The organism is Gordonia sp. NPDC003424 (genome assembly GCF_053588655.1).
On record NZ_JBSFQJ010000010.1, the window covers coordinates 175,484 to 197,050 of the forward strand.

Sequence of the window (21,567 nt, forward strand, 5' to 3'; positions counted from 1 at the left end):
CCCGACCGAAGGGCCACTTGCGCTTCGCCTTGCACAAGCGTCGTTTGGTGGAACACCGAGCATCGTCAAAGACCTTTGTTGCTCGACCGCTACATTGCCGACCACGGTGAACTGCACGTTAGCCACATGGAAATCCCCCTTTGAGATTCGCTTCCACGGCGCCGAGTCAGCCGTGCTCTCGCCGTCGAAGCACTGAACCCAACGAACGTCCGTCGGCCGCGGAGTCGAAGCATCAAATTGAAAAGAAATGAAAACAAGAGAAGACGTCGTTAGAAAAGGTGATCTTCGACACCCGCAGATAAAGAAGAAACACTGGCATTTGCGCTGAAAGATCATGCAGGAACCCGGCCTGACCAGTAGAACTGGTCGTTCAACTCTTGACGGCATCGGCAGAATCTAGAGAGTCTCCCGCGCGTGCGCCGTACTCCGACCCGTATGCCCCAACGCTAACAGGCGCGCCATTGAAGATCACGCCCACTATGGCTGAATGCGCCCGTCCAAGTTCGGCAATCGATGACACGATCTCTGGTTTCTTACTCTGATTCCCACGCACGACGAGAACCACGCCATCCGCATACGTGGACAGAACTGCGGAATCAGAAAGCACAAGGAGGGGCGGCGAATCAATCAGCATAATATCGCAAAGCCCCGAAGCCTGAGAGAACATATCCGACGCCCTCTGTGAACTCAACAATTCCACAGGATTAGGAACATCAGAACCGCGCGAGAGAACAAAAAGGCCAGGAATATCCGATTCTTGGATTGCATCGTGGATCGAAAGACGGCCAAGCAGAACGTCAGAAATTCCCACGCGAGAATTAACAGAAAATAGCTCCCCAATCGATCCGCGCCGAAGATCCGCATCGACGATCAAAACACGCCTTCCCATTTCAGCGAACGCGGAGGCTAAATTAACCGAGGTAGTTGTCTTGCCTTCGCCAGCGGCAGGGCTGGTCACAAGAAGAGTCCTCAAAGGCCTATCAACGCTAACAAACTCTAAGTTCGTACGGACCCGACGAAGCGCTTCCGCGACAGGATTAGCACCTGCGCCGAAGTCAATGACCGAATGCCCTGAAAGCCCGGTATCATCGGGAAGTGTCCCCAAGACAGGAAGACTGGAAATCTCGTCGAGATCCTCCTGAGATCGCAACTTCAGGTCAAGACGCTGTCTGAGGATAAGCACGCCTATACCAACGAAAACACCTCCTCCAAGCCCTACCGCAACATTTCTACCTGTACGCGGCGAAACAGGATTAACACTCAACTGTGCTGGGGTAACCACGGTCAACTTCGCCAACGGTTCACCACCACCAGACGGAGTCTCAAGAACCCTTACATACTTCTCCATGGCCACAGCCGCCCCGTTGGCCAAGCGCATCGCGGTCGTTTGATCGGTGCTCGTGGCTGAGATGTTCAACAGGACTGTGTTAGGCGCACCCGACGCCGACAAAGAGGTCAGGGCCGTATCGAGAGTCATAGAGAGGCCAGACTCAGCTAGGGCACTGCGCACAACCGCGTCCGAAGACACCAACCGACTGTAAGAAAGGACCCGCTGCTGCGACGCCATCGAACCCTGATATGCAGCACTCGCCGAAGCCCCGTCAAGGCTAGAAGTGACGTACAACGTAGCTACCGAGCGGTAGACCGGGCGCTCACTGAGACTCCAGCCTGCGGCAACGACCGCTCCGACAAGCCCCCCCAAGGCCAAGATCCACCAGCCTCGTGAAAACAAGTCTTTCAACTCCCCGAGTACAGCGCGGGAAGAAACGAATTCTTCATCCATCTATCTACCTCCATCTATATGACAGTACATCTACAAAACGCCCGGGTGAGCCACGGGATCTACGCAACCTCAGAAAAACAACAAGAAAGATAACCTCACTCGACTAAACACCCTATTGTATAGGTGAAATCGTATTGGAAGATTCGAAATTACCGGCTGAATAGGAATCCCTCCCCAGATACACACTTCCACCGCAGCTCACAAAGAGGCTATCGCGAACCACAACACCAGTCGACTCCCTAACTAGAACACAAGGACCTATTGATTGTGATACAAGGCAAGAAGATATCGAGACTGAATCACACTCGTCCAATAACATGCCTGCCCCACGGGAATGAAACGAAGAACAATCAGTGATCAAAACCTCAGAAAGTCGACGAAGGATGAAGCTCTCGCGATCCGCGTCGACTGATCCAAAAACACGCCCTCGATCCAGTTCTATTGGACCAGACATTGACGAACCAAGACCCTGACCGGCTATCCAGATTCCTACACCAATAAAACCCGAAAGGCGAACATCTTGCAGCACCAGGTTATCAATCCCGCGGACACGAATCCCAGAACCGCGGTTGCCCTGCAGGAATATATCCACGTTCGCAACTCGCACCGACCCAATTCGCGACGGGCCAGACGTCGCGTCAAGGAGCCTGAACCCGTCATGAGGGTCGGAACCCACCGCCACGATCGCAACACAGTCCACAATTTCGACGTCGTCAATCCACGCGTTCGGCGCACTCGGTAAAACGTGCATCTTGATGGCAGAAGCCATCGCAGATTCCAAGCAACATTTTTCAATTCTAATCTTTTCCAGCCGACCTATATCCTTAGCCTTCGCGGTGAGGGAGATAGCGTCATCACCGGAAGAAATAATGCAACCGGTCACAAGACATCCAACTACGCCATAAAGATGGAGTCCATCCTCTCCGTGATACGAACTCCCCGACCATCTGACTTCCTTTACAAGAACGTCAGCGCAGTTCCTAAAGACCGCCATAAAATCCCCACAGCACGAATCGATAATGAGACCCTCTATCGATACATTCTCTACCCGCACGAAACCTATATGCTTGCCGCTAAATCCATCTGGCGCAGATAGACGAGCGCCGAGTATCCGTATACAGGTGTTTCCCCCCGCCTGATCTGAATTCACCAATGTACCCCCAGCATCGCCTTCGCCATTATGGGAACGAATAAGGTGACAACGGGATAGATCCAGCGTGGTACCGGAATGAATCCGGATCGGGGCGGTGCACAGGTGAACGCCGCGCAACGCCACGTATTTACCGCGATTCCAGAAAAGCGATCTATTGAGGTCAGCGGTCGATGTAGTACGAGAAGTGTGAAAAACGCGGATATCGACGTCCTGATCTATTTCAACCTCCAATGGCAAATCTCCGTCCGTCGAGACTGCCAAGGCAACAGCAGCAAGACCACCCAAACGCAAAACATCGCGACGACCGAATCTCATAAGATCAAAACTCCCAAACCAGCTGCGCCCTCGGATAGAAGCGCCGCCATCACCGCGTCCGCCAAGATCATCGAAACCGGTGCTAGAAGCGACCCACCGCGGACACGCGCACCTGTAGTCGTGATCGAGGGAACAGGACGACCCACCTCGAGAGAATCTCGACAAGTTGTCGCCGATGAACGATTACACGAGCGTGACTTGGAGTCCTCCACGATGGGGCCGCCACGACACCGAGACCGCAACGTCCCAAGAAGTAAACAAATCATTCGCGCCCGCCATCAGAATCCGTGTGCGAACCGTGGAACCTATTCCTCCAGTCCGCAAACATACGTCCGATAACCAGCGACCGGACTGTTGGTATCAAAACCAGATTGATCGTTGCAGTGAAACATACAAGAACCGCCATTAGGCTTCGCGGTATTCCGCCAGCGACTAGACCCTCACCAACTATCAAAACTCCTAGTGACGGCAAGAGAAATAACAAAGAACGCCCAAGAATAGTGGAACCGCCGACGCGCCACAGGCCGAAGAGAAGAGCAACCAAGGCGCCAACGGAGAGGGACAGTCCAAGCCCAAACGGACCGAGGTGTGAAACAGCATAAGGTCGGATCGTAATAGTTACCACGCATTGCAATGCAACGGCCAAAATCGCCTCAAAATTTCTGAACCGCGCATTAAGGGCCTTCACCATCGTATAGTTCACAAGAAGCGCCCATAGTCCTACACTATAGCCCCGAAGGATAGACGAGGTCTCAGACACAGCACTGGTGTCGAAAGCGCCACGGGCGAATAAAGTCCTAACCACGAGGTCCGACAGAGAGAACAACAAGATGCTCCCAGCAATTGAAGCCGGCAAGAATACGGAAAGGATATTCGAAATACTAGCTCTAAATTGATCATTCCTAAGCGTCGGATAAACAACGAGCGCAGTCATCCCAATAGGCATAGCGAGAATAAGTATTCCCGTCTCCGCGATAATGCGAGCATAATCAACAGCGGCTATTGCTGAAGTTCCGAGCGTGCTCGCCTCACGTTTTTCGAACAACACTTCCGCCTGGGCGAAGAGTGGGATCCACATCAACGCTAGACTAGGCTTCGTAAGAAGCCTGAGCGCACCAAACGCTCTACGATATGAGAATTTCCGATCTTGGTCGTCCAAAACCAGGTATTCTTTTCTCCTGATCCGAACGGCGAGCCACATCGTAAGAACAAAATAAGCTCCAGAAAAGCCACCAAGGATGAGCGCTGGCAGATGCAGCAAGTAGGCCAACACGGCCCCGACAATCAACCCAACGCTCTGGCCCGTCGCCCTTATCGTACTAGGAATATAGTCACCATGAGAAAGCGCCAAATAGCTACCCACTATATAATAAAGATAAAATGGAAGACCCAGAGCCATCGCAGATATCAAAGAAATAGCGATAGCCGAGAAATCGTCAGAAGGGCGCGCAACAAGAAGACCAACGATCTGCGGAGCGCACGCAATATATAGAACTACCGAGCAGACACCTAACAAGAGTAGGCAACTTCTAATTCCACGATAGAGCCAAGAGGCCTGTGCTCGGTCAATAGTACGTTGGCGCGCATGTTCCGGGAGAAAAGCACCACTTAGGACATCCGTCGTCGCGATATTCATCGGAGACAGCACTGCAGCCTGCGCTACCCGGGAAGCGGCGGCTACATCGGACGTGCCGTAAAGGAATGCGACAACTACCTCACGAAAGAGACCCAAGAATTTTCCGAGCAACCCCCCCGAGATTAACCGCCATACGCCGCGCCTCACGCCCCTTGGACCTTCGTATTGTCTCTTGAAAGCGCAAGGTATAGATCAATATAAGATCGAAGTTCGCTGTCTACGCCAAACCTTTCCGTAACGAGTTCACGGGCAGCGACGCCGGTCGAACGCTTATCGAGAAGGGCAGTCAGAATGCACGACGTTATGTCGCTAACCGTCGCGGTTCGCGCTAAGTACCCGGTCTTACCATGGACAATCTTCTCAGGAATGCCACCCACAGCAGTCGCCACGATTTGCCGTCCATGACTCATGGCTTCTAGGGTGGTGAGACTACTACCTTCATAACGCGATGGCTGAACAAAGAGATCACATTCGGCAAGCGTAGACTGCACAATGTCGTCCGAGGCGTCGCCGATAACATCGAAAAACACACGCCCACGCAGCCGCCCAATGATCCGCTCGACTTTTGCGCGCTCCGGTCCAACGCCGAAATGAACCCAGCCGACTCTTCGCGGCAACCTCGCTCGTAAACTAAGATCTACAATCGCCTCGGCGAGAAGATCATATCCTTTGTTCTGCACCAAACGTCCGATCGAGACGATTGTATAATCCACTCCTTCTAGTGCTACCGGCCTTGCACTGGCAGCCTGCTTCGCAAGAGCGCTCACGTCTACTGCATTCGGAATTATTGCTACGGTCCCAGGCATCGGCCTAATCGCTCTTTCGATACGACTAACGAGACTGAGATCAGTGGCAATAATACGGTCGCCGTGGCGCCCGGCGCGGACCATCTTGCGAGTGAATAACCTGTTAGATAGACGTTTGGCCGAGAATGCACCAAATTCTTCCATCCCATGGGGGTTCACAACCGTGATATATGAACGGCGCAGTTCTTCCGACATCAGCGCGCCTGCGGCAGCCCCGTGTAAATGAATTACGTCTCCAGGGTGGACAGTCAGCTGGAGAATTTTTGCGAGCCTATTCGCCCACATGGCGTACGCCAGTCCAAAGCTGACGCCCCCTCCCCTTGAAAGACCCCGCGGCCATGGAACGTGAACTACTTCGACGTCGGGAATGAGATCACCGGTTATGGTCACGGCATCCGTAAACAAACGCACCGTCGCTCCCGCAGAAATCAATCCTCGCAGATGGCGGTTGGCTGCCCGTTCCATTCCTCCCACGCCATCTCCAAAGGAAATTCTCCGGATACCCACATTTACTACGAGTCCATCGAGACTCAACCTATTAGACGTCGACATTGACATACCCTTGCATCGTCCGTGAACGGCGATATGCAAGACCACCGAAGCTTCGAACATCATAGACTGACAGAACGGTGATAAGCACGACTGCTCCCAAGAAGCCCACTTGAGCACCTAATGGACCTCTGATGATTCCCGGCTGACACGCCGCCAGCGCGATACAGATCGTTCGGCCAAACTGGCCACTACCTTCATAGTATCTTTGGTCGAGCCGGCTCGACAGATATCCGTACGACACTAGCGCAATAACCACGAGGATCAGCCCGCCGTCTAAATATATTTCGGCCCACAACGGTAGCGAGAGATTCTCGAACGAGTAGCCACGAGATTCTGCTATCTCCAGGCTCGCCGGCTCCGCCTTCCCCGGCCAAATTCCGCGCGGAATAAAGAAGAACGCAGCCGACAGAATATGATTTCCGAACGCATATCCTGATTCTTCCACGTGCACAAACGTGTTGATTGTCTGCTGAAACCCGTCGAAGTCTACACTGTAGAAAGCGTCACTCAGCCTAACTGGGCTACCAACTCTTAGGCTATCTCGCTTAAACCACGTAGCGAGTGGGTAGATAACGATAAGCCCAATTACGGTGATTACGCTGAAAGCAAGCCTTATCCCTGTAGTCCCGAGATTGACTGTCGCAAGAAAGGCGACCATTATCACCGCGAACGCCACGTACCGAGAACTCGAGTATGGGTTCGCGAGAATTGAGCAAAATATCAGCGATATCATAACACCGAGCCATGCGAATATGCTTCTAGTGCGCGCCGGACCCTTGTAGTTCCGCGCGTTCTTAACCGCCAATATCGAAACCATTAGAGCAGCCAAAGCAGCAGCGGCAGGAAGCCTATTAAGGACAAAAAGTAGAATCGAGTTTCCATTCTCCATAGTGAGTCCTGACGCTTCGAAGGTTGCGGTAAGCTTGTCTCGCGTCTCGAACCGTCCCGCTAAACCTCCTGAAGCACTGAGTACAGGTAGAATGAGCAGTCCGCAGATTGCAAGCGGTAGAACTGGCTTAAACGCGTTAGTTGATGACCTATCTGGTATCCCCTGTTTCTTGCGCTTCCGTCCGTAACGGTTACCGCGAATTGCCGTTGCGTATCCTGCTGAATAACCAAGCACTGCTATGGTTGTCAGTGCTTGTGCCGCAAAATAGTAGGTCGACACATCAGAATCGGACCAGGGTAGCCTTCTCGCATTTATCTGTGCTAGCGGAGCTATGCCGAGCCAAACAAAAATGAAGGCGTAGAAAGTGATCGCGAGCGGTCCGCCTTTACCTTTCCTGCACGCAAGACATAATCCCAGCGCCGATAGCCAACAGTTTACGAGCCCAAGTACGGTGGCTGGCGAGTACACGTTAACGAATGCTCGCCAGACAATCGCCACAGAAGCCACTGAAATGAAAAGAGTCAGCAACAAGTACTCGGTCTCCCGTTCGACCCGCCGCCGTGCTTGATGCGTTGTGCCTTTTCTCACCGCTAGCCATCCTTCTGCATAATGAATAGCTCGGAGTCTCCTGGAGCTCGATGGAGGTTGCACGCTGTTAGTCCGCCCTTATGTCAGTGAACATTTTAGGGCTCGTTAGCATCCGTCACTGCTGGTTTTGTGTATGAGTTTTTCGACTTGTTCGATTCGGCTTGGCCAGGAGTGATCTGAGGCGAACTGTGAGTATGCTCGTGCTTGCTCGACGTTCCATGCGAATGCTCGGATCTTCACTTCATTTGCGAACTCACATGCATCAACAACCGCGACACCAGGAATGTTTCGCTCTTGCAAACTGTGAATCCGCGTGGATACGACAGTCATTCCCGCAGCCAAGTATTCGTAAACTTTTAGCGGGAAGACGCCTGCGGAATACGAATTCCTCAAGTATGGAATCAGGCCAACTGATGCACGACCGCACTCTATTGCCAACTCTTTCGGGGAAAGATTTCCTAAATACTCGACATTTTTCCGTTCAAAGAGCAGCCGGACATGACGACCCGCAGTCGTCCCATCGATGCTGATCGGGCCAGCAATTCTTAGATTAATCCCCGGCTGGTTTGCGACCTCGGAGAGGAGTGCGAAGTCCACTTTTGTAGGGGTGAGGTTTCCTGCGAATAGCACGGTCGGCGACCGCGTTACACCAAAAGCAGCGCTAAAGATATCTACGGCGGCCACATTCTCCCAGAGCCTAACGCTTGTAGCTCCTACTGACTCCAGATGCTCGGCCACGCCTGATGAGCTTGCGACCACGTGATCCGCGGCATGGATTAGGTGTTTCTCAGCCTCGAGGAGTGCTTCTGAGGGCATCGCCGGCATATGATGCACAAGGTCAACGGAATGATATACGACTTGGTCGAAGTGTTCCTCAATTCCGTACGTCATCGGACTGAAGGTCCACAATGTTGTACCTGGCTCAGACTGTAGTCTTGGTAGCAAGAAACGGCGGATCGACGCCTCGTTGAGGCGTCTCGCGATGCGCCACCCGTGATACGGGATCACTGGCGGTTTGATGATTTCGAGTCCGCTGGGAACTTTCTCGGAACTGTGGTTTCGGCGGGATCTCCGCAATCGTCCGTAGATCCGCGACAAGTCGCTAATTGCTAATGTAGGCCGCCGCAATCCCATTGATTCGATATACTGCACTGTATATCCGTTGTTAACAAGGCCCAGCGCCAGGTGCTGCTTATTTGTCCACACTGAACTGAAGTAGTCGGCTGTAGAAAGAACGACTACCGCTGGACGTTCGTTGGATGTGTTCATAGCGTTATTTTCGTTCATTATCGCGTCGTTTCAGAATCGCCGATTAATTGCCTATCCGGACCACTCCGGGATTTCGCGGATCCAATGACTACAATTCACGAGAATCAGATACGGTCTTGGCGTCGGCCTGTCTGTAGCGTGCACGCAGGGTCACTGATTTTTGTGTCGTCGAGCGCGATCTTCGGGCTTGGGCCATCATTTGACTCGTAGCCGACTCCAGGAATTTCGGTTGTGTGCCTGCTGACCCACTGCCGTATCTCCGATCTAAATCTAGTTCGGGAAAATCGTTGCGCGGAGTTCTTAATTTCACTACTATCCAGGCCTGTCGCCGTCGCGATGGCCGATACCCAACCAGTTCTCGTATCAGATTCCAATAACGCTCCGCCTTTCGTTATCTGTATTGATTCTGCCGCGCCCCCAACTGGGGGCGCAATGACGGGCGTACCGACTGCCATCGCTTCGATGGGCATAATTCCGAAGTCTTCAATTGCTGGGAATATATACGCTAGCGCTCGGCTATATAGCGCATAGAGCAGGTGATTGGATGGGCGTATTACAAACGTAACGGGTACGTCACATAATGCGGCGCGTTCTCTTAGAATCGCCTCGCCCGGTCCGCTACCAGCAATTACCACAGGGAGGTTAGCTGCACTTCCGGCATCGAGAACTCGGGTTAATTTCTTGTAAGGAACAAACCGAGACGCCCCAAGCAGAAACTCTGTCGGGCACGCATTTAATATATCCATCTCTTTGCCCGTGAGCGTATCTGCCCAGTCATTTCTCGACGCAATCCGTTCCGTGTCGACGGGAGGGTAGATTACCTCGGCATCTCGCCGCCAGGCTGTTCTTATTCTGTCCCGTGTGAATGCGCTGTTTGCTGCTATGCAGTGGCTCTCCTGCGCGCGTCTACGGTCGATCGGACGCAACCCTGTCGAGACCAGTCGTGCGATCCGGCTGTTTCCTCGGGTATCCAGATCAGGGGTCCACAAATATCGTGCTGGTGTGTGCGCGTACACCAACTTTGGAATATTGGTCGTGCCGCGAAGACGCAGGTGGTGGGCGAACATATGAGAACTCACCAGCAGCCACTCGTAATTCCGAGCTGGTGTGAGCATTCGCCAAGTCGGCAGAATGAAAGGTATTGCAATGGCCTTGTGCCGCCTCAGCGGAGTTCTTGCGATCCAGGTCTCATAAACGCGTGTAGGGTATTCATTGGCTGTATCCTTCCAAAGAACTTGTAGATCTGCGTCGGGGAAAGTGCTGATTAATTCATCGAGAACCCGTTCAGATCCGCCTGACTGTGCAATCCACTCGTGTGCAATTAGTCCGGACATGCGCACACTCGCTTACCTGCTCTGGGATATGGCGAAGTCCGAGCTAGGGTCAACATGAGTATTCCCATCCAGCCGTCCGCCATTGCTCTGAGTTTAGACACATTCGCCCATCGATCACACGTGGCCTGCGAACAATTTCGCGTAGTGGGTTCGGATCAAGTTTAACGAACTCTTGCCACTCAGTTAGAACTATCACCGCGTCGGCGCGGTTGCAGGCATCAATGGCGGAGCTCGCATAGTCCAACGTCGGAAACAGCTTGCGGGAGTTCTCCATTGCCTTTGGGTCGTACACCGTGACCGAGGCACCCTGCAGCTGGATCTGCCCGGCGACATTGAGTGCCGGCGAATCACGGACGTCATCGGATTCCGGCTTGAACGCAGCACCCAGGATCGCGATTCGCGTACCGAGCAGCGAACCTCCGCACACCTCTCGCGCGAGCTCGACGATGCGGGTGCGTCGCCGCATGTTGACGTTGTCGACCTCCCGTAGAAAGCTCAATGCCTCGGCTGCGCCGAGCTCGCCGGCTCGCGCCATGAACGCGCGAATGTCTTTGGGGAGACAGCCGCCGCCGAAGCCCAGCCCGGCATTGAGGAACTTGCGACCGATGCGATCGTCGTAGCCGATGGCGTCGGCGACCTCGGTGACGTTTGCGCCGGCCGCCTCACAGACCTCGGCGATCGCATTGATGAATGAGATCTTCGTGGCCAGGAAGGAATTCGCGGCGACCTTGACCATCTCGGCGCTCGGCGTGCTCATCACGAGGAACGGCGTTCCTTGCGCGATGATCGAAGCGTACACCTCGCGTGCCGAATCCTCGGCGCGTCCGCCCGGTTGAACCCCGACCACTAGTCGATCTGGCGTCAGGGTGTCGTCGATAGCATGTCCCTCTCGCAAGAACTCTGGGTTCCAGGCGATTTCGACGATCACGCCGTCCTTGGCAAGTTCGTCAGCACGGTCTGTGAGGCGCTGGCAGGTGCCCACAGGCACAGTCGACTTGCCCAAGATCAGTGCGTTCCGCCCGAGCAGAGGTACGAGCGTGTCGATCACCGCATCGACATACTGCAAATCGGCGCTGTACTCGCCCTTGGCTTGCGGTGTCCCGACGGCGACAAAGAAGACGTCACCCCAGTCGGCGGCCTTCTCGTAGGAATCTGAGATCTGAAGTCGCCCCGAGGACAAATGCTTCTGGATGAGTTCGGGAAGGCCGCGTTCGTAGAAGGGAACCTCGCCGCGCGCCAACGACTCTCGGCGTCGATCGTCCACTTCGATGCCCAGCACTTCATGTCCGAGCTCGGCCATGCAGGCGGCGTGAGTGGCACCGAGGTACCCGAGTCCAAAGACGACTAGTCTCATGAATCGCTGTCCTTCATGCTCAGTACGCGCCTTGCTTGAGGGCCACCGTCTTCAGCGTGCGCCACAAAATCACCAAGTCCTGCATCAGCGACCAGTTCTCGACGTAAATGAGGTCGAGCCGAATCCTGTCTTCCTCGGAAAGGTCGGATCGCCCGGATACTTGCCAAAGTCCGGTAATCCCAGGTTTGACCAGCAACCGCCGTTCCACGAAGTTCGGGATCTCTGATCCCTCACCTGGCACAAGAGGACGCGGCCCGACGATACTCATCTCACGTGTGATCACGTTGAATAGTTGCGGTAGCTCGTCGATGCTCGTCTTGCGGATGAATCGTCCGATCGGGGTTATCCTCGGGTCGTCTTGTGCCTTGAAGAACACCGAGCGGTCGGGATTTGCGAATGCACTCTGTACCTGTGCCTTCTGGCCGTCCGCGTTCTGGGTCATCGAACGGAATTTCCAGACACTGAACTCTCGGCCGTCCTTGCCCACCCGAGCGTGTCGAAAGAACACCGGACCGCCATCGTGTCGTTTGATCGCGATAGCCGTCAGCAGCATGACCGGAGACGAAAGGAGCAGTGCGGTACATGCGACCACGTAGTCGAGGGTTGTCTTGAGCACGCTCTGCGAAGCGCCGTACTGCGGCTTGTCAATGTGCAGAAGTGGCAACCCCTCCACTGGCCGGAGGGTCATACGGGGACCGGCGACGTCGGTGATGCCCGGCGCCACCAGCATGTCGACGTCCATACCTTCGAGATCCCAGGAGAGATTCTGCATTGCGGTGTGGCCGAGGGTTTCCGCAGATGTCACCGCCACCGCGGTCGCGTTTGACTTCTGTACGGCATCGCTGACGTCGTCGAACGTCCCGACGACCGGCACGACGAAGTTGCCTGCGGTGACCGAGCTCCCCGATGTCCGGGGCTCTGGGAGGCAGATGCCCACCACGCGATAGCCGAGCCGTGGTTGCTTCATCAAGCGCTTGATCAGCGGGACAGCCGAGTTGATTCCGCCGACCACGAGAACATTTTCGAGGTTCTTGGAATCGGCGCGTTGGCCGGCAAGGTATTGGCGCCACATCCACCGTGACAGCAGGAGGCCGATGGTGCCGATCGGGAATGCCAGCGCCAGGTATCCGCGTGCGATGTTGAGGCGGAACAGCATATCCACGACGGCAAGCGCGCCGTATACGGACAACGATGCGGTCACTACGCGGCTGTACTCCTGTGACCCTGACCCGATGATTCGGCGGTCCCGAGCCTGGAATGCCCGTAGCGCCAGCATCCAGGTGCCGGCGAGGGCGATCGACACCAGTGCGGCCGGAACGTGCGCCGATCCGCTCGACGCGAGAGCGTCATCACCACCGAACCGAACGACTTGCGCGATCACCACAGCAGCGATCACGATCACCGCGTCGGTCCACGCCATCCGCACAAGCAGGGCGCGGGCCCATGCTCTCGACTGACCTTGGCGGCCGGCGATCCGCAGGCGTGACCGAAGACTCCCGGAGTTCGCGCGCTGGGTCGCGTCGAAAGCCGAGTTACTCACCACCGCAACCCCTCCCGCATGCCGTCCGAGTACTTCGCTTCTGCCTCCAGGTTTCGGGCACGGCAAAATAGCCTCACCCATGGCTGGATTTATCAGGTCGTCGACGGCGACCCTTAGCAGACGCTGAGAGCGTATTGCAGCTAGTTGAGTTGACAACTTGAAACCGGACCACAGAATCGCCTATTCAGCCCGAGTTGCGGCGCATCGGAGTACAGCTGTAGTGTCTTTCACCCGGTTTGAAAACCTGCTTTATGAATTTGGCGGCGAACTCGCATTGAGTGCGAATTTCTAGCGCGTTTCGGCTCTCTCGGTCTGCGCTGATCTGAACAGCTCACTCTTGTGATATCACTCACAGCTGCGTTCCCAACGGCGATTCACATGTGCTTTCGCAAATCGCATAGCACCGTACCGGCCCAAGTCCAAGACTTGGCGGCGAGTCACTACGTGCGCGATTGCGGCCTGCAAGCGAGCCGCTGAGCGCTGACCAAACCGCCTGCATCGCAATGTGGATCCCGAAAAGCAGCACACTCTCAGGCACCACCAGCGGGCGCTGCCACTCCGTAGCCGCCGGGCGACAGTTGGACGGCCCTCAAATTTCACGGTCGCTGGTGCCTACCAAGGCCGTCGAGCACCGACATACGAAACAGACCGATTCTGTAATTCGCAAGGTTGCGGCTCGACAAACTCGGCAACATGACTACATTTCTCGACTGCTCGAGCCAAGATGGGTATGCCGGTATTTTCTGATCGTGAATCACGACAAATGGACCTCTAATCCTTGCGCCGCATTCTTTGCGCATTGTCGGCGATCAACGCTGCCTGATCCCCGCCGGGTCAGCGATTGAGGGGCGGCTACTTGAGCAGCCAGATAACCACGACGATAATCACGACAATCACCAGCCAGATCGCCAGACCAGCAGCGACCGAGGTAAGGATGCCGCGCACGGAATTTGCCGCGTCGTCATAATCGTCGGCGCGGGCGGCCTTCGTGAGGCGTCGGGGCTGAGCTCGGCGGGCAGGTTTCATGGTGAGTCGGTGTCGAGTCTACGGGCAGAACCCGCACGTCAGCGGCCGATCACCAACGAGGTTCGCGATCCCATCAGCCTCACCACGTGTAATCCCCGGGCGCATCGCTACCCTGACTCCGTGGAGGCGAGCGCGCGTTGAATGGCACACGGCCGTTGCGCCTACTCACCCGCCGCGACATGCTCCGATTGGCACTCGCCGGCAGCACCGTCCTGGCCCTGACCGGGTGCGGGTCAGATTCGCCATCCGACCCGCGACGTCGGGCTGCTTGGGGCGCATTCATCCCATCTGTGACACCGAGTGCTGGCTCCTCCACGTCCCCGCTCGACCGACTCTCCGCCCTCGCCGGCACGAAACCAAAGTACGTCCACCGCTTCGTCGCCATCGGCGATGCCCTACCAATCGATCAGCTCGACACGATCGTCGACTTCGGTGCGACTCCCCTACTCACCCTCGAACCGTGGCGAGCCGACGGCGGCATCGACCAGCCTGCCTACGCCCTGGCCCGGATCGCGGCCGGCGACTTCGACACCGAACTACGCCGCTGGGGCGCAGTCCTCGCAACGTGGGGTAAGCCGTTGCTGCTGCGGTTCGCCCAGGAGATGAACGGCACCTGGTATCCGTGGGCGGTCTGCGCCAACGGCAATACCGCCGCCGACTACCGAGCCGCCTGGCAGCGAATGCGATCGGTCATTGCTGCCGCGGGCGCCGACAAGGTCTCGTATGTCTGGGCGCCGAACGTGCTGACGCTGGGCACCACCGACTTCACATCGTCGTACCCAGGCGCCGACCAGGTCGACTACGTCGCTGTCGACGGCTACAACTGGGGCGACGTCCCCGGCCATCGGTGGCAGCCCGCCCCCGATCTGTTCCGGCCCAGTCTCGACGCGCTCCGCCAGCTCAACGGCCAGCACCCGCTGTTGGTCACCGAAGTCGGCTGCGCTGACGGCGCAACACCCGACATGAAGGCCAACTGGATTCGCGACTTCTTTGCCATCGTCGAATCCGAACCTCGTCTGGCTGGCTTCCTCTGGTTTCAGATGGACAAGGAACGGGATTGGCGGTTCAACACGACAGCGGAGAGCACCGACGCGTTTCGAAGTGGAGTCGGCGCGATCGCGTGATCCGTGTTGGTAATGGCGGGTGTCGACGCACGTTATGCCCCGGTTGAGGCGGGCACCTGGGATGGGCTCGTTGGTCGTCCGGCGACAGTCGGCGCGGGCGCGAACGCTGCCGCCGCTCGTGCTGCGATCTCCGCCCTCGGCGAGATCGTCGTCGATGTGACAAAGTTCGGCGCGGTCGGCGACGGCAAGGTATCCGTCGGGTCGATTGCCTCCGGGTCGGCCGTGCTCGCCAATGGCGGCAGCACGAACGTGGACCTTGCGGTCGGCGATGCCGTGGTCGTCCCGTACGCGGGCGCACCCCTGATCACCGGCGCGCCGGTCGCATCGGCATCCACCACCGCACTCGTCAACGCACTCCCGGTCGGCACCTACGGGGTCATCGTCACCGCGTTCTGCGGGGCAGGGGAATCGGCCGGGTCAGCCCGGGCGACCGTCACACTCTCGGCGGTCGGATCAATCACCGTCACCTGGACGATGGCCAACCAGACCAATGTCGCGGGCTACCACATCTACGCAGGTCTGTCTGGCTACGAGAGCTACGTGGGATCGGTGTTCGGTGCGGCCACCACATCGTTCACCTGGACCGGGGGGCCGTCGAAGTTCCTCGCCTCGACCGTCAACCTGCCGCCAACGGTACCGTCATGCTCGGCACCGCTGCGAACCACCGTGGCGAGCTTCACCAACAAGGCATCCTGGACCCTCGCGAATGCCGCCGGTACAGCGATCCCTGCGAGTCGATCCGTCACCGACGCGGCTTGCGGGCGTTCGGTAACCGATGCCGCTGCCACCGTCAACACCACCACCGTCACCTCCGCGACAGCAGCATTCACCCAAGCCGATGTCGGCTCCTACGTGTCGATCTCCGGCGGCGCACTCACCGGCAAAGGCGTCACCCCAATCATCGCCGTCATCTCAGCTACGCAGGTTACGGTTGGCATGACCATCAACGCCACGGTCAGCGGCGCGATCATGCACATCCTGCCGAACGTCATCACCTCGGCCACCGCAAACTTCGCAGCCGGCGACGTCGGCAAGACCATCTCGGTATCCGGCCAGTCACCCCTCTTCGGGTCGTTCGTGATCTGGAAGGTGCTGTCGGCCACCAAGGTTCTGATCAACGGATATCCCGCCGCCAGTTTCACCGGGGCGTCCGCGACCATCCCGGCAGGCAAGATCTACTGGGGCACCGACAACACCACCGCACTGTCGGCGGTCCGTGACGTAGTGTCCGCGCAGATCACCGCATCCTCAGGCGTGAAAGCCGTCATCAACGGGTACGCCCAGAACCTGCACCTCCACTTCCCTGCGGGCCGCTACCTGATCTCGGGCGACTCACCCGTGATGCCCGATCCCGCAACCGGGTCTCGCGGCTTCAAGATGACCGGCGCGGGCCGCGACAACACCTTCATCTACTACGCGGGAGCCAGCACACCGGGCGCGGCATTCATGCGGAACAACAACAAGTACATGTACCTCGACGTCGAAGACATGAGCTTCTTCGGCCTCGACGATTCGGCCGACTGGCTGCAGAGCATGTCCAACAGCCTCGCCCAGAACTACATTCACGAGAAGATCAACTACTACGGGACCTGGCGGCGCATCTACTCCATCTACGGCGGTGACACCGCGAACACGAACAGCGAATGGTCGCTGGCGCGCATCACCTACTCGTGCACCGTCGCGCAGGCGATCTTCGACTGCGGCGTCGGCACACTCGAAGGCGGCACGACCATCAGCGACGAGGACCAGTTCCTCAACTACCACTGGGAAGACTGCACCTGGCAATTCAACGGCGGTGACGGCATCCGCATGGCGATGGGCGGATGTGTCACTCTCGACGGCTTCGTCAACCACTTCTACTCGGCCGCCCGGGCAGGCACCTTCATCTCCCTGCTCGGCGCAAGCCACGCCGACGGGGTGGCGCGACTGTCGGTGCGAGGGCTACGCCAGGAAGCTCAGCACACCTACGCCCACCGGGTGCTCTACAGCGAATGGGGCACCGGCAGCGTCACATTCGACGACACCACCCTCTCCGGTGCGGGCAACGGGATGGCCAACACGGTCCCACTGATCGAGCTGAACATGACCACCCTCGACGGCGCGACCTACACCTTCTCCAACTCGTCGCTCGTCGGCACGCTCGTGGCCTGGTGGGGCACCAGCTACTCTTACCGACGCCTGCTCAAGTTCGACGGCTGCACCTTCCGCACCGTCGAGCAACCTCACCAGTACGTGACCTCGAAGATCGCACCGAGCTACGCGGGCGGCAACGTCGGCTCACAGATCCCGGTCATCTTCAACAAGTCACGCGGATATGCCCTCGGCTCGGGCCTGCAGAACGCGGCACTGGAATCGTTCACTTACCGCGCCGACGTTGCCGCGAACTCGACGCCGCAGCGCCGCACCATGTACGTACAGGGCAACCCAGGCGGAATCCCCGGCCCGGGTGCCACGTCCACGACGTTCCGCGTCCCGCCAGGGTCGATTATCACGCGGATCACGCTCATCCATCCGGCGAACGCCAGCACGTCGACGGGCTGGACGGTGGCCGTGCAGACGACGGAGGGGACGCCGCGAGTTCTGTGCTCGGCAGGCGGTGCGGGATCAGCATCACTCGGAGCTGGCTACCGAGCATGGGCCGACGAGCTGCAGGGGCTGTCGGCGACGAGCGGGCAGGCATCCACGCTGATCTTGCCGTTGTACGTCGGTACTAACTCGGCGCTGAGCACGCTGACGCTGGTCACCAACGCCAGCTATGACAACTTCTCGTCGGCGAGCTTCTGCATCGTCGACTTCGTCGCGTAATTCTCGAGGTGCGGGTAGCGGGGGACGGGGGTCGCTCGCCATGCGTGTTGCGCGAGCACGCCGATCGTGAACCACATGAACGCTTCGGACAGGTTCGGTCCGGCGACTGACTTGCAGACCAGCAACGCGGCTAACGTCCACACCGCTGTCTTTGCCGACGCGCTCCCCGTCTTCCATGCGGCGACGCTGCTCCGACCTCGACCATGTCGCCGAGTTCGATCATGTGAATCCGGCGGCGGGTGGTCGAAAATGACCAGCTCGTCCTATACCTCGCGCACTGGCGCCGACTTGTTCTCGCTGCGACTCTTCGAGGAACCGCGGCAACCAGTGCGAGAACCAGCAGTCCGGCGATGAGCATGGCAGCCGGTGCGTACACGGCCGTGCGGAGCCGGCGGTGATCAAGCCCCTCGCACTCCTGCTACTCATCGTCCTCAACCGCGCGTATGCTGAGTTGGCGTCGTTCTACGGCGTGCTGATCGATCCGGCCAGGGCATTCAAGCCGAAAGACAAAGCGCGCGTTGAGCGTCCGATGCCCTATATCCGGGACTCGTTCTTCCGTGGCCGCGAGTTCGACAGCGTCGCGCAGATGCAGCAGGCCGCCATCGAGTGGTGCCTACAGGTGTATGGGCGGCATTCCCATCGCGGGATCGACGGCATGATGCCGGTGACGCTGTTCGAACAAGCTGAACGTGATGTGTTGAAACCACTGCCACCCAGGAGGTTTGAACTTGTCACCTACCACGTAGGTAAGGTCGCGCCGGATTGTCATGTCAAGGCCGGCAAAGCGTTGTACTCGGTGCCGTGGCGGCTGATCGGTGAGCAGGTACGGGTGCGCACCTGCGGAGACGTGGTGCAGGTCTTCGCCGACGAAGAGGTGGTGGCCACCCATGTGCTGCACCTGAGCGACTTTTCGACCAACCTCGAACACTATCCGCCACACACGGTCGCCTTTGCCTCACGCCCGGCGCGGTGGTGCCGCACACAAGCCGAACAGATCGGTGAGCACGCCGTCGCCGTGGTCGATGAACTCTGCGAGGTCAACGCGATCCACCGGCTGCGCTCAATCCAATCCATCCTCGGCCTGCGCAAGAAGTATCCCGACGACCGTATCAACGCCGCGTGTGCCCGCGCGATCGCCGTCGGCGATGTCGGCGCCCGCACCATCAAGGGCATCCTGGTCGCCGGCACCGAACACGACGGCGCTCCCGAGCCTGCGGCGCCGACGACGCCGGCATGTCTGCGGGGGCCGCAGGCGTTCGCCGACGACGGCCTCGACCCTGCCATCGGCCAATAATCAGACCCGACATTGTGTTATCCCTCAACATCTTTCATATCAAAGGACCTGATGATGTCTATTCATGATCCCAGCCTGCGAGCCGCGCTCAAAGCGTTGAAACTGACCGGCATGCTCGACACCCTCGACGCCCGACTGGCCCAAACCCGCGCCGGTGAGCTCGGGCACCTGGAGTTCCTGCAAGTGCTCTGTGAAGACGAGATCGCCCGCCGCGAGACCGCCGCCCTGGCACGTCGGGTCCGCCGGGCCCGGTTCGAACAGTCAGCCACCTTCGACGATTTCGACTTCGCTGCCAACCCGAAACTCCCGGCCGCGATGCTGCGCGACCTCGCCGCGCTGCGCTGGCTCGACGCCGGCGAATCAGTCATCCTCTACGGCCCAGTTGGTGTAGGCAAAACACATGTGGCACAAGCACTTGGCCATCAAGTCGCGCTACGTGGCCACGACGTGCGGTTCGTCAAATGTGCCCGCATGCTCGCCGACCTCGCCGGCGGCCACGCCGACCGCACCATCGGGCAACGCATGCGTGAATACACCCGGCCCGCCGTGCTCATCGTTGATGACTTCGCCATGCGCGAGCACACCACCACCGGCTCCGACGACCTCTACGACCTCGTCTCCGACCGCGCGATCGCCGGCAAACCGTTGATCCTGACCAGCAACCGCGCCCCCCAAGACTGGTACCCGCTGTTTCCCAACCCCGTCGTCGCCGAATCCCTGCTCGACCGGCTCATCAACACCAGCCACCAAATCTTGATGGACGGACCGTCCTACCGGCCACGTAAACGGCCCGGACGTACCGCCAAGACCAGCTGACCACCACCGCCAGCTACGCTGGCCTCAGCACACCTCAACGTGGGGAATTACGTGACAGAAACCCCTGAGGAATTACGTGACCGTCGACATGCGCTGACCCATCGCCGGCACCGTCACTCGCTCCTATCCGGCGCCCCCACCGCCACTCGACCGGCGCGCCGTACGCGAGCATTTACACATGAGGTAACGACTACCCCTACCGACGCATTTTCGACAAGTCAATTCGCCCACTTTCCTTCTTCCCCAATTGCCTGCAGAATGGATGTTCCCCAAGCGGACGGAGCTGTCTGCCCAGATCGACGACGATGTCGTTTACCATCGACTGATATTCAACGGGCTTTGTTCCAACGGCGGAGGTTGTTGAGCATGGATTTACTGGGCGGATCACACCCGCCGCCAAGTGGGTTCAAACCGCGCAAGAGGAGAAGCTGATGTTCATGAGACGACTTGCTGCAGCATTCGGTGCGGCGATATTCATCTTGGCAACGTTCGGAGCCCCTGCCGAGGCAAGCCCGGCTTCGATCACTGGCACCCAACGAGGAGTGATCGCAGCGTACGCGCTGTACAACTGGGATCCAGACGAAACGTCTTACAAGTTCTCTAACGACTGCACTTACTTCGTTTCCTCGGCGCTATGGATGGTTCTGAGCGAAACACCGGAGTGGACGTCGAGCAGTTCGGACGAGCGGTTATTGGCATCCTCACTAATGAACCCTGGGCCGACAAAAGCCGCTGCGGCCGCTGACTACTTCGCGAAGTACATGGTCGCCAGCGGGACCGCGACATCCTCACGAATCACATGGAGCGACAATACAGCCCACGGTGCACAGCTCGGGGATGTAATTGCATACGACTGGGACGGGAAAGCCGACGGAAGCATCGACCACCTCGCCATCGTTACCGGATTCGCAAGCGATGGATATCCTCTGGTCACCCAGCATTCCCCCAGTCGGCGAAATCGTGGCTGGTCATGGGACCCTTCTGGGAACAACTGGATCGAGTTCACCCATCCCGGATCCGCAGCCTTCCTCATCCACATTAAGTAGCTCTACAGTATGGATTCCCAGCGGCCAGTGGCGGACGGTCGTGTTCTCGAGATGACCTATTCGGAGATGGCGGTGAGTTCCCGGGCGGCACTGACGAGAACTTGCCCGGTAATCAGCACGTCCGCGGAATGGGCGTAACACCTAGCCTGAATTTTTCGTGCTGATTTGCTGTGGCGTCGTGTTGATACGCGAAAGTGCCTGTCTCACAGGGCATGATCCGATTTGTTCAGGATCAAC

General features: G+C 57.9%; 15 protein-coding genes. 5 read left to right on the plus strand and 10 right to left on the minus strand.

Annotated features, from left to right (window positions below; translation table 11 throughout):
• Positions 1-370 precede the first annotated feature (370 nt).
• The 10 genes from ACWDTI_RS16560 to ACWDTI_RS16605 form a co-directional block, all read right to left on the minus strand.
• Positions 371-1,783 carry a polysaccharide biosynthesis tyrosine autokinase gene (locus tag ACWDTI_RS16560; RefSeq protein WP_449739188.1) on the minus strand — a complete coding sequence of 471 codons (1,413 nt, stop codon included), beginning with the start codon at positions 1,781-1,783 and terminating at the stop codon, positions 371-373.
• Between the two features lie 112 nt (positions 1,784-1,895).
• Positions 1,896-3,251: a right-handed parallel beta-helix repeat-containing protein gene (locus tag ACWDTI_RS16565; RefSeq protein WP_449739189.1), complete on the minus strand. Its 1,356-nt coding sequence runs from the start codon at positions 3,249-3,251 to the stop codon at positions 1,896-1,898.
• A 262-nt stretch (positions 3,252-3,513) separates the two neighbouring features.
• Positions 3,514-4,887, minus strand: a complete 1,374-nt coding sequence (locus ACWDTI_RS16570; RefSeq protein WP_449739190.1) for a lipid II flippase MurJ — start codon at positions 4,885-4,887, stop codon at positions 3,514-3,516.
• A gap of 143 nt (positions 4,888-5,030) precedes the next feature.
• Positions 5,031-6,158, minus strand: a complete 1,128-nt coding sequence (locus tag ACWDTI_RS16575; protein WP_449739191.1) for a glycosyltransferase family 4 protein — start codon at positions 6,156-6,158, stop codon at positions 5,031-5,033.
• A gap of 73 nt (positions 6,159-6,231) precedes the next feature.
• Positions 6,232-7,413 carry a hypothetical protein gene (locus ACWDTI_RS16580; RefSeq protein WP_449739192.1) on the minus strand — a complete coding sequence of 394 codons (1,182 nt, stop codon included), beginning with the start codon at positions 7,411-7,413 and terminating at the stop codon, positions 6,232-6,234.
• A gap of 414 nt (positions 7,414-7,827) precedes the next feature.
• The gene (locus ACWDTI_RS16585; RefSeq protein WP_449739193.1) at positions 7,828-8,991 is read right to left on the minus strand and encodes a glycosyltransferase; all 1,164 of its coding nucleotides are present in this window, start codon (positions 8,989-8,991) and stop codon (positions 7,828-7,830) included.
• Between the two features lie 104 nt (positions 8,992-9,095).
• Complete coding sequence (locus ACWDTI_RS16590) at positions 9,096-10,325, minus strand: glycosyltransferase (protein ID WP_449739194.1); 1,230 nt, start codon at positions 10,323-10,325, stop codon at positions 9,096-9,098.
• A gap of 49 nt (positions 10,326-10,374) precedes the next feature.
• Positions 10,375-11,679, minus strand: coding sequence for a UDP-glucose dehydrogenase family protein (locus ACWDTI_RS16595; RefSeq protein WP_449739195.1), 1,305 nt, complete (start codon positions 11,677-11,679; stop codon positions 10,375-10,377).
• A 19-nt stretch (positions 11,680-11,698) separates the two neighbouring features.
• Positions 11,699-13,099: a sugar transferase gene (locus ACWDTI_RS16600; protein ID WP_449739196.1), complete on the minus strand. Its 1,401-nt coding sequence runs from the start codon at positions 13,097-13,099 to the stop codon at positions 11,699-11,701.
• Positions 13,100-14,071: 972 nt separating this feature from the next.
• Positions 14,072-14,245: a hypothetical protein gene (locus tag ACWDTI_RS16605; RefSeq protein ID WP_449739197.1), complete on the minus strand. Its 174-nt coding sequence runs from the start codon at positions 14,243-14,245 to the stop codon at positions 14,072-14,074.
• A 290-nt stretch (positions 14,246-14,535) separates the two neighbouring features.
• On the opposite strand from ACWDTI_RS16605, the gene ACWDTI_RS16610 reads away from it, so the two are divergent.
• The 5 genes from ACWDTI_RS16610 (at position 14,536) to ACWDTI_RS16630 (ending at position 21,330) form a co-directional block, all read left to right on the plus strand.
• Positions 14,536-15,369, plus strand: coding sequence for a glycoside hydrolase family 26 protein (locus tag ACWDTI_RS16610; protein ID WP_449739198.1), 834 nt, complete (start codon positions 14,536-14,538; stop codon positions 15,367-15,369).
• 156 nt (positions 15,370-15,525) lie between these two features.
• Positions 15,526-18,174, plus strand: a complete 2,649-nt coding sequence (locus ACWDTI_RS16615; protein WP_449739199.1) for a hypothetical protein — start codon at positions 15,526-15,528, stop codon at positions 18,172-18,174.
• A gap of 469 nt (positions 18,175-18,643) precedes the next feature.
• Positions 18,644-19,468: a Mu transposase domain-containing protein gene (locus ACWDTI_RS16620; RefSeq protein WP_449739200.1), complete on the plus strand. Its 825-nt coding sequence runs from the start codon at positions 18,644-18,646 to the stop codon at positions 19,466-19,468.
• Between the two features lie 54 nt (positions 19,469-19,522).
• Complete coding sequence (istB, locus tag ACWDTI_RS16625; protein WP_449739212.1) at positions 19,523-20,284, plus strand: IS21-like element helper ATPase IstB; 762 nt, start codon at positions 19,523-19,525, stop codon at positions 20,282-20,284.
• A gap of 431 nt (positions 20,285-20,715) precedes the next feature.
• On the plus strand, positions 20,716-21,330 hold the full coding sequence (locus ACWDTI_RS16630) for an amidase domain-containing protein (RefSeq protein WP_449739201.1): 615 nt from the start codon (positions 20,716-20,718) through the stop codon (positions 21,328-21,330).
• The last annotated feature ends 237 nt before the right edge of the window (positions 21,331-21,567 follow it).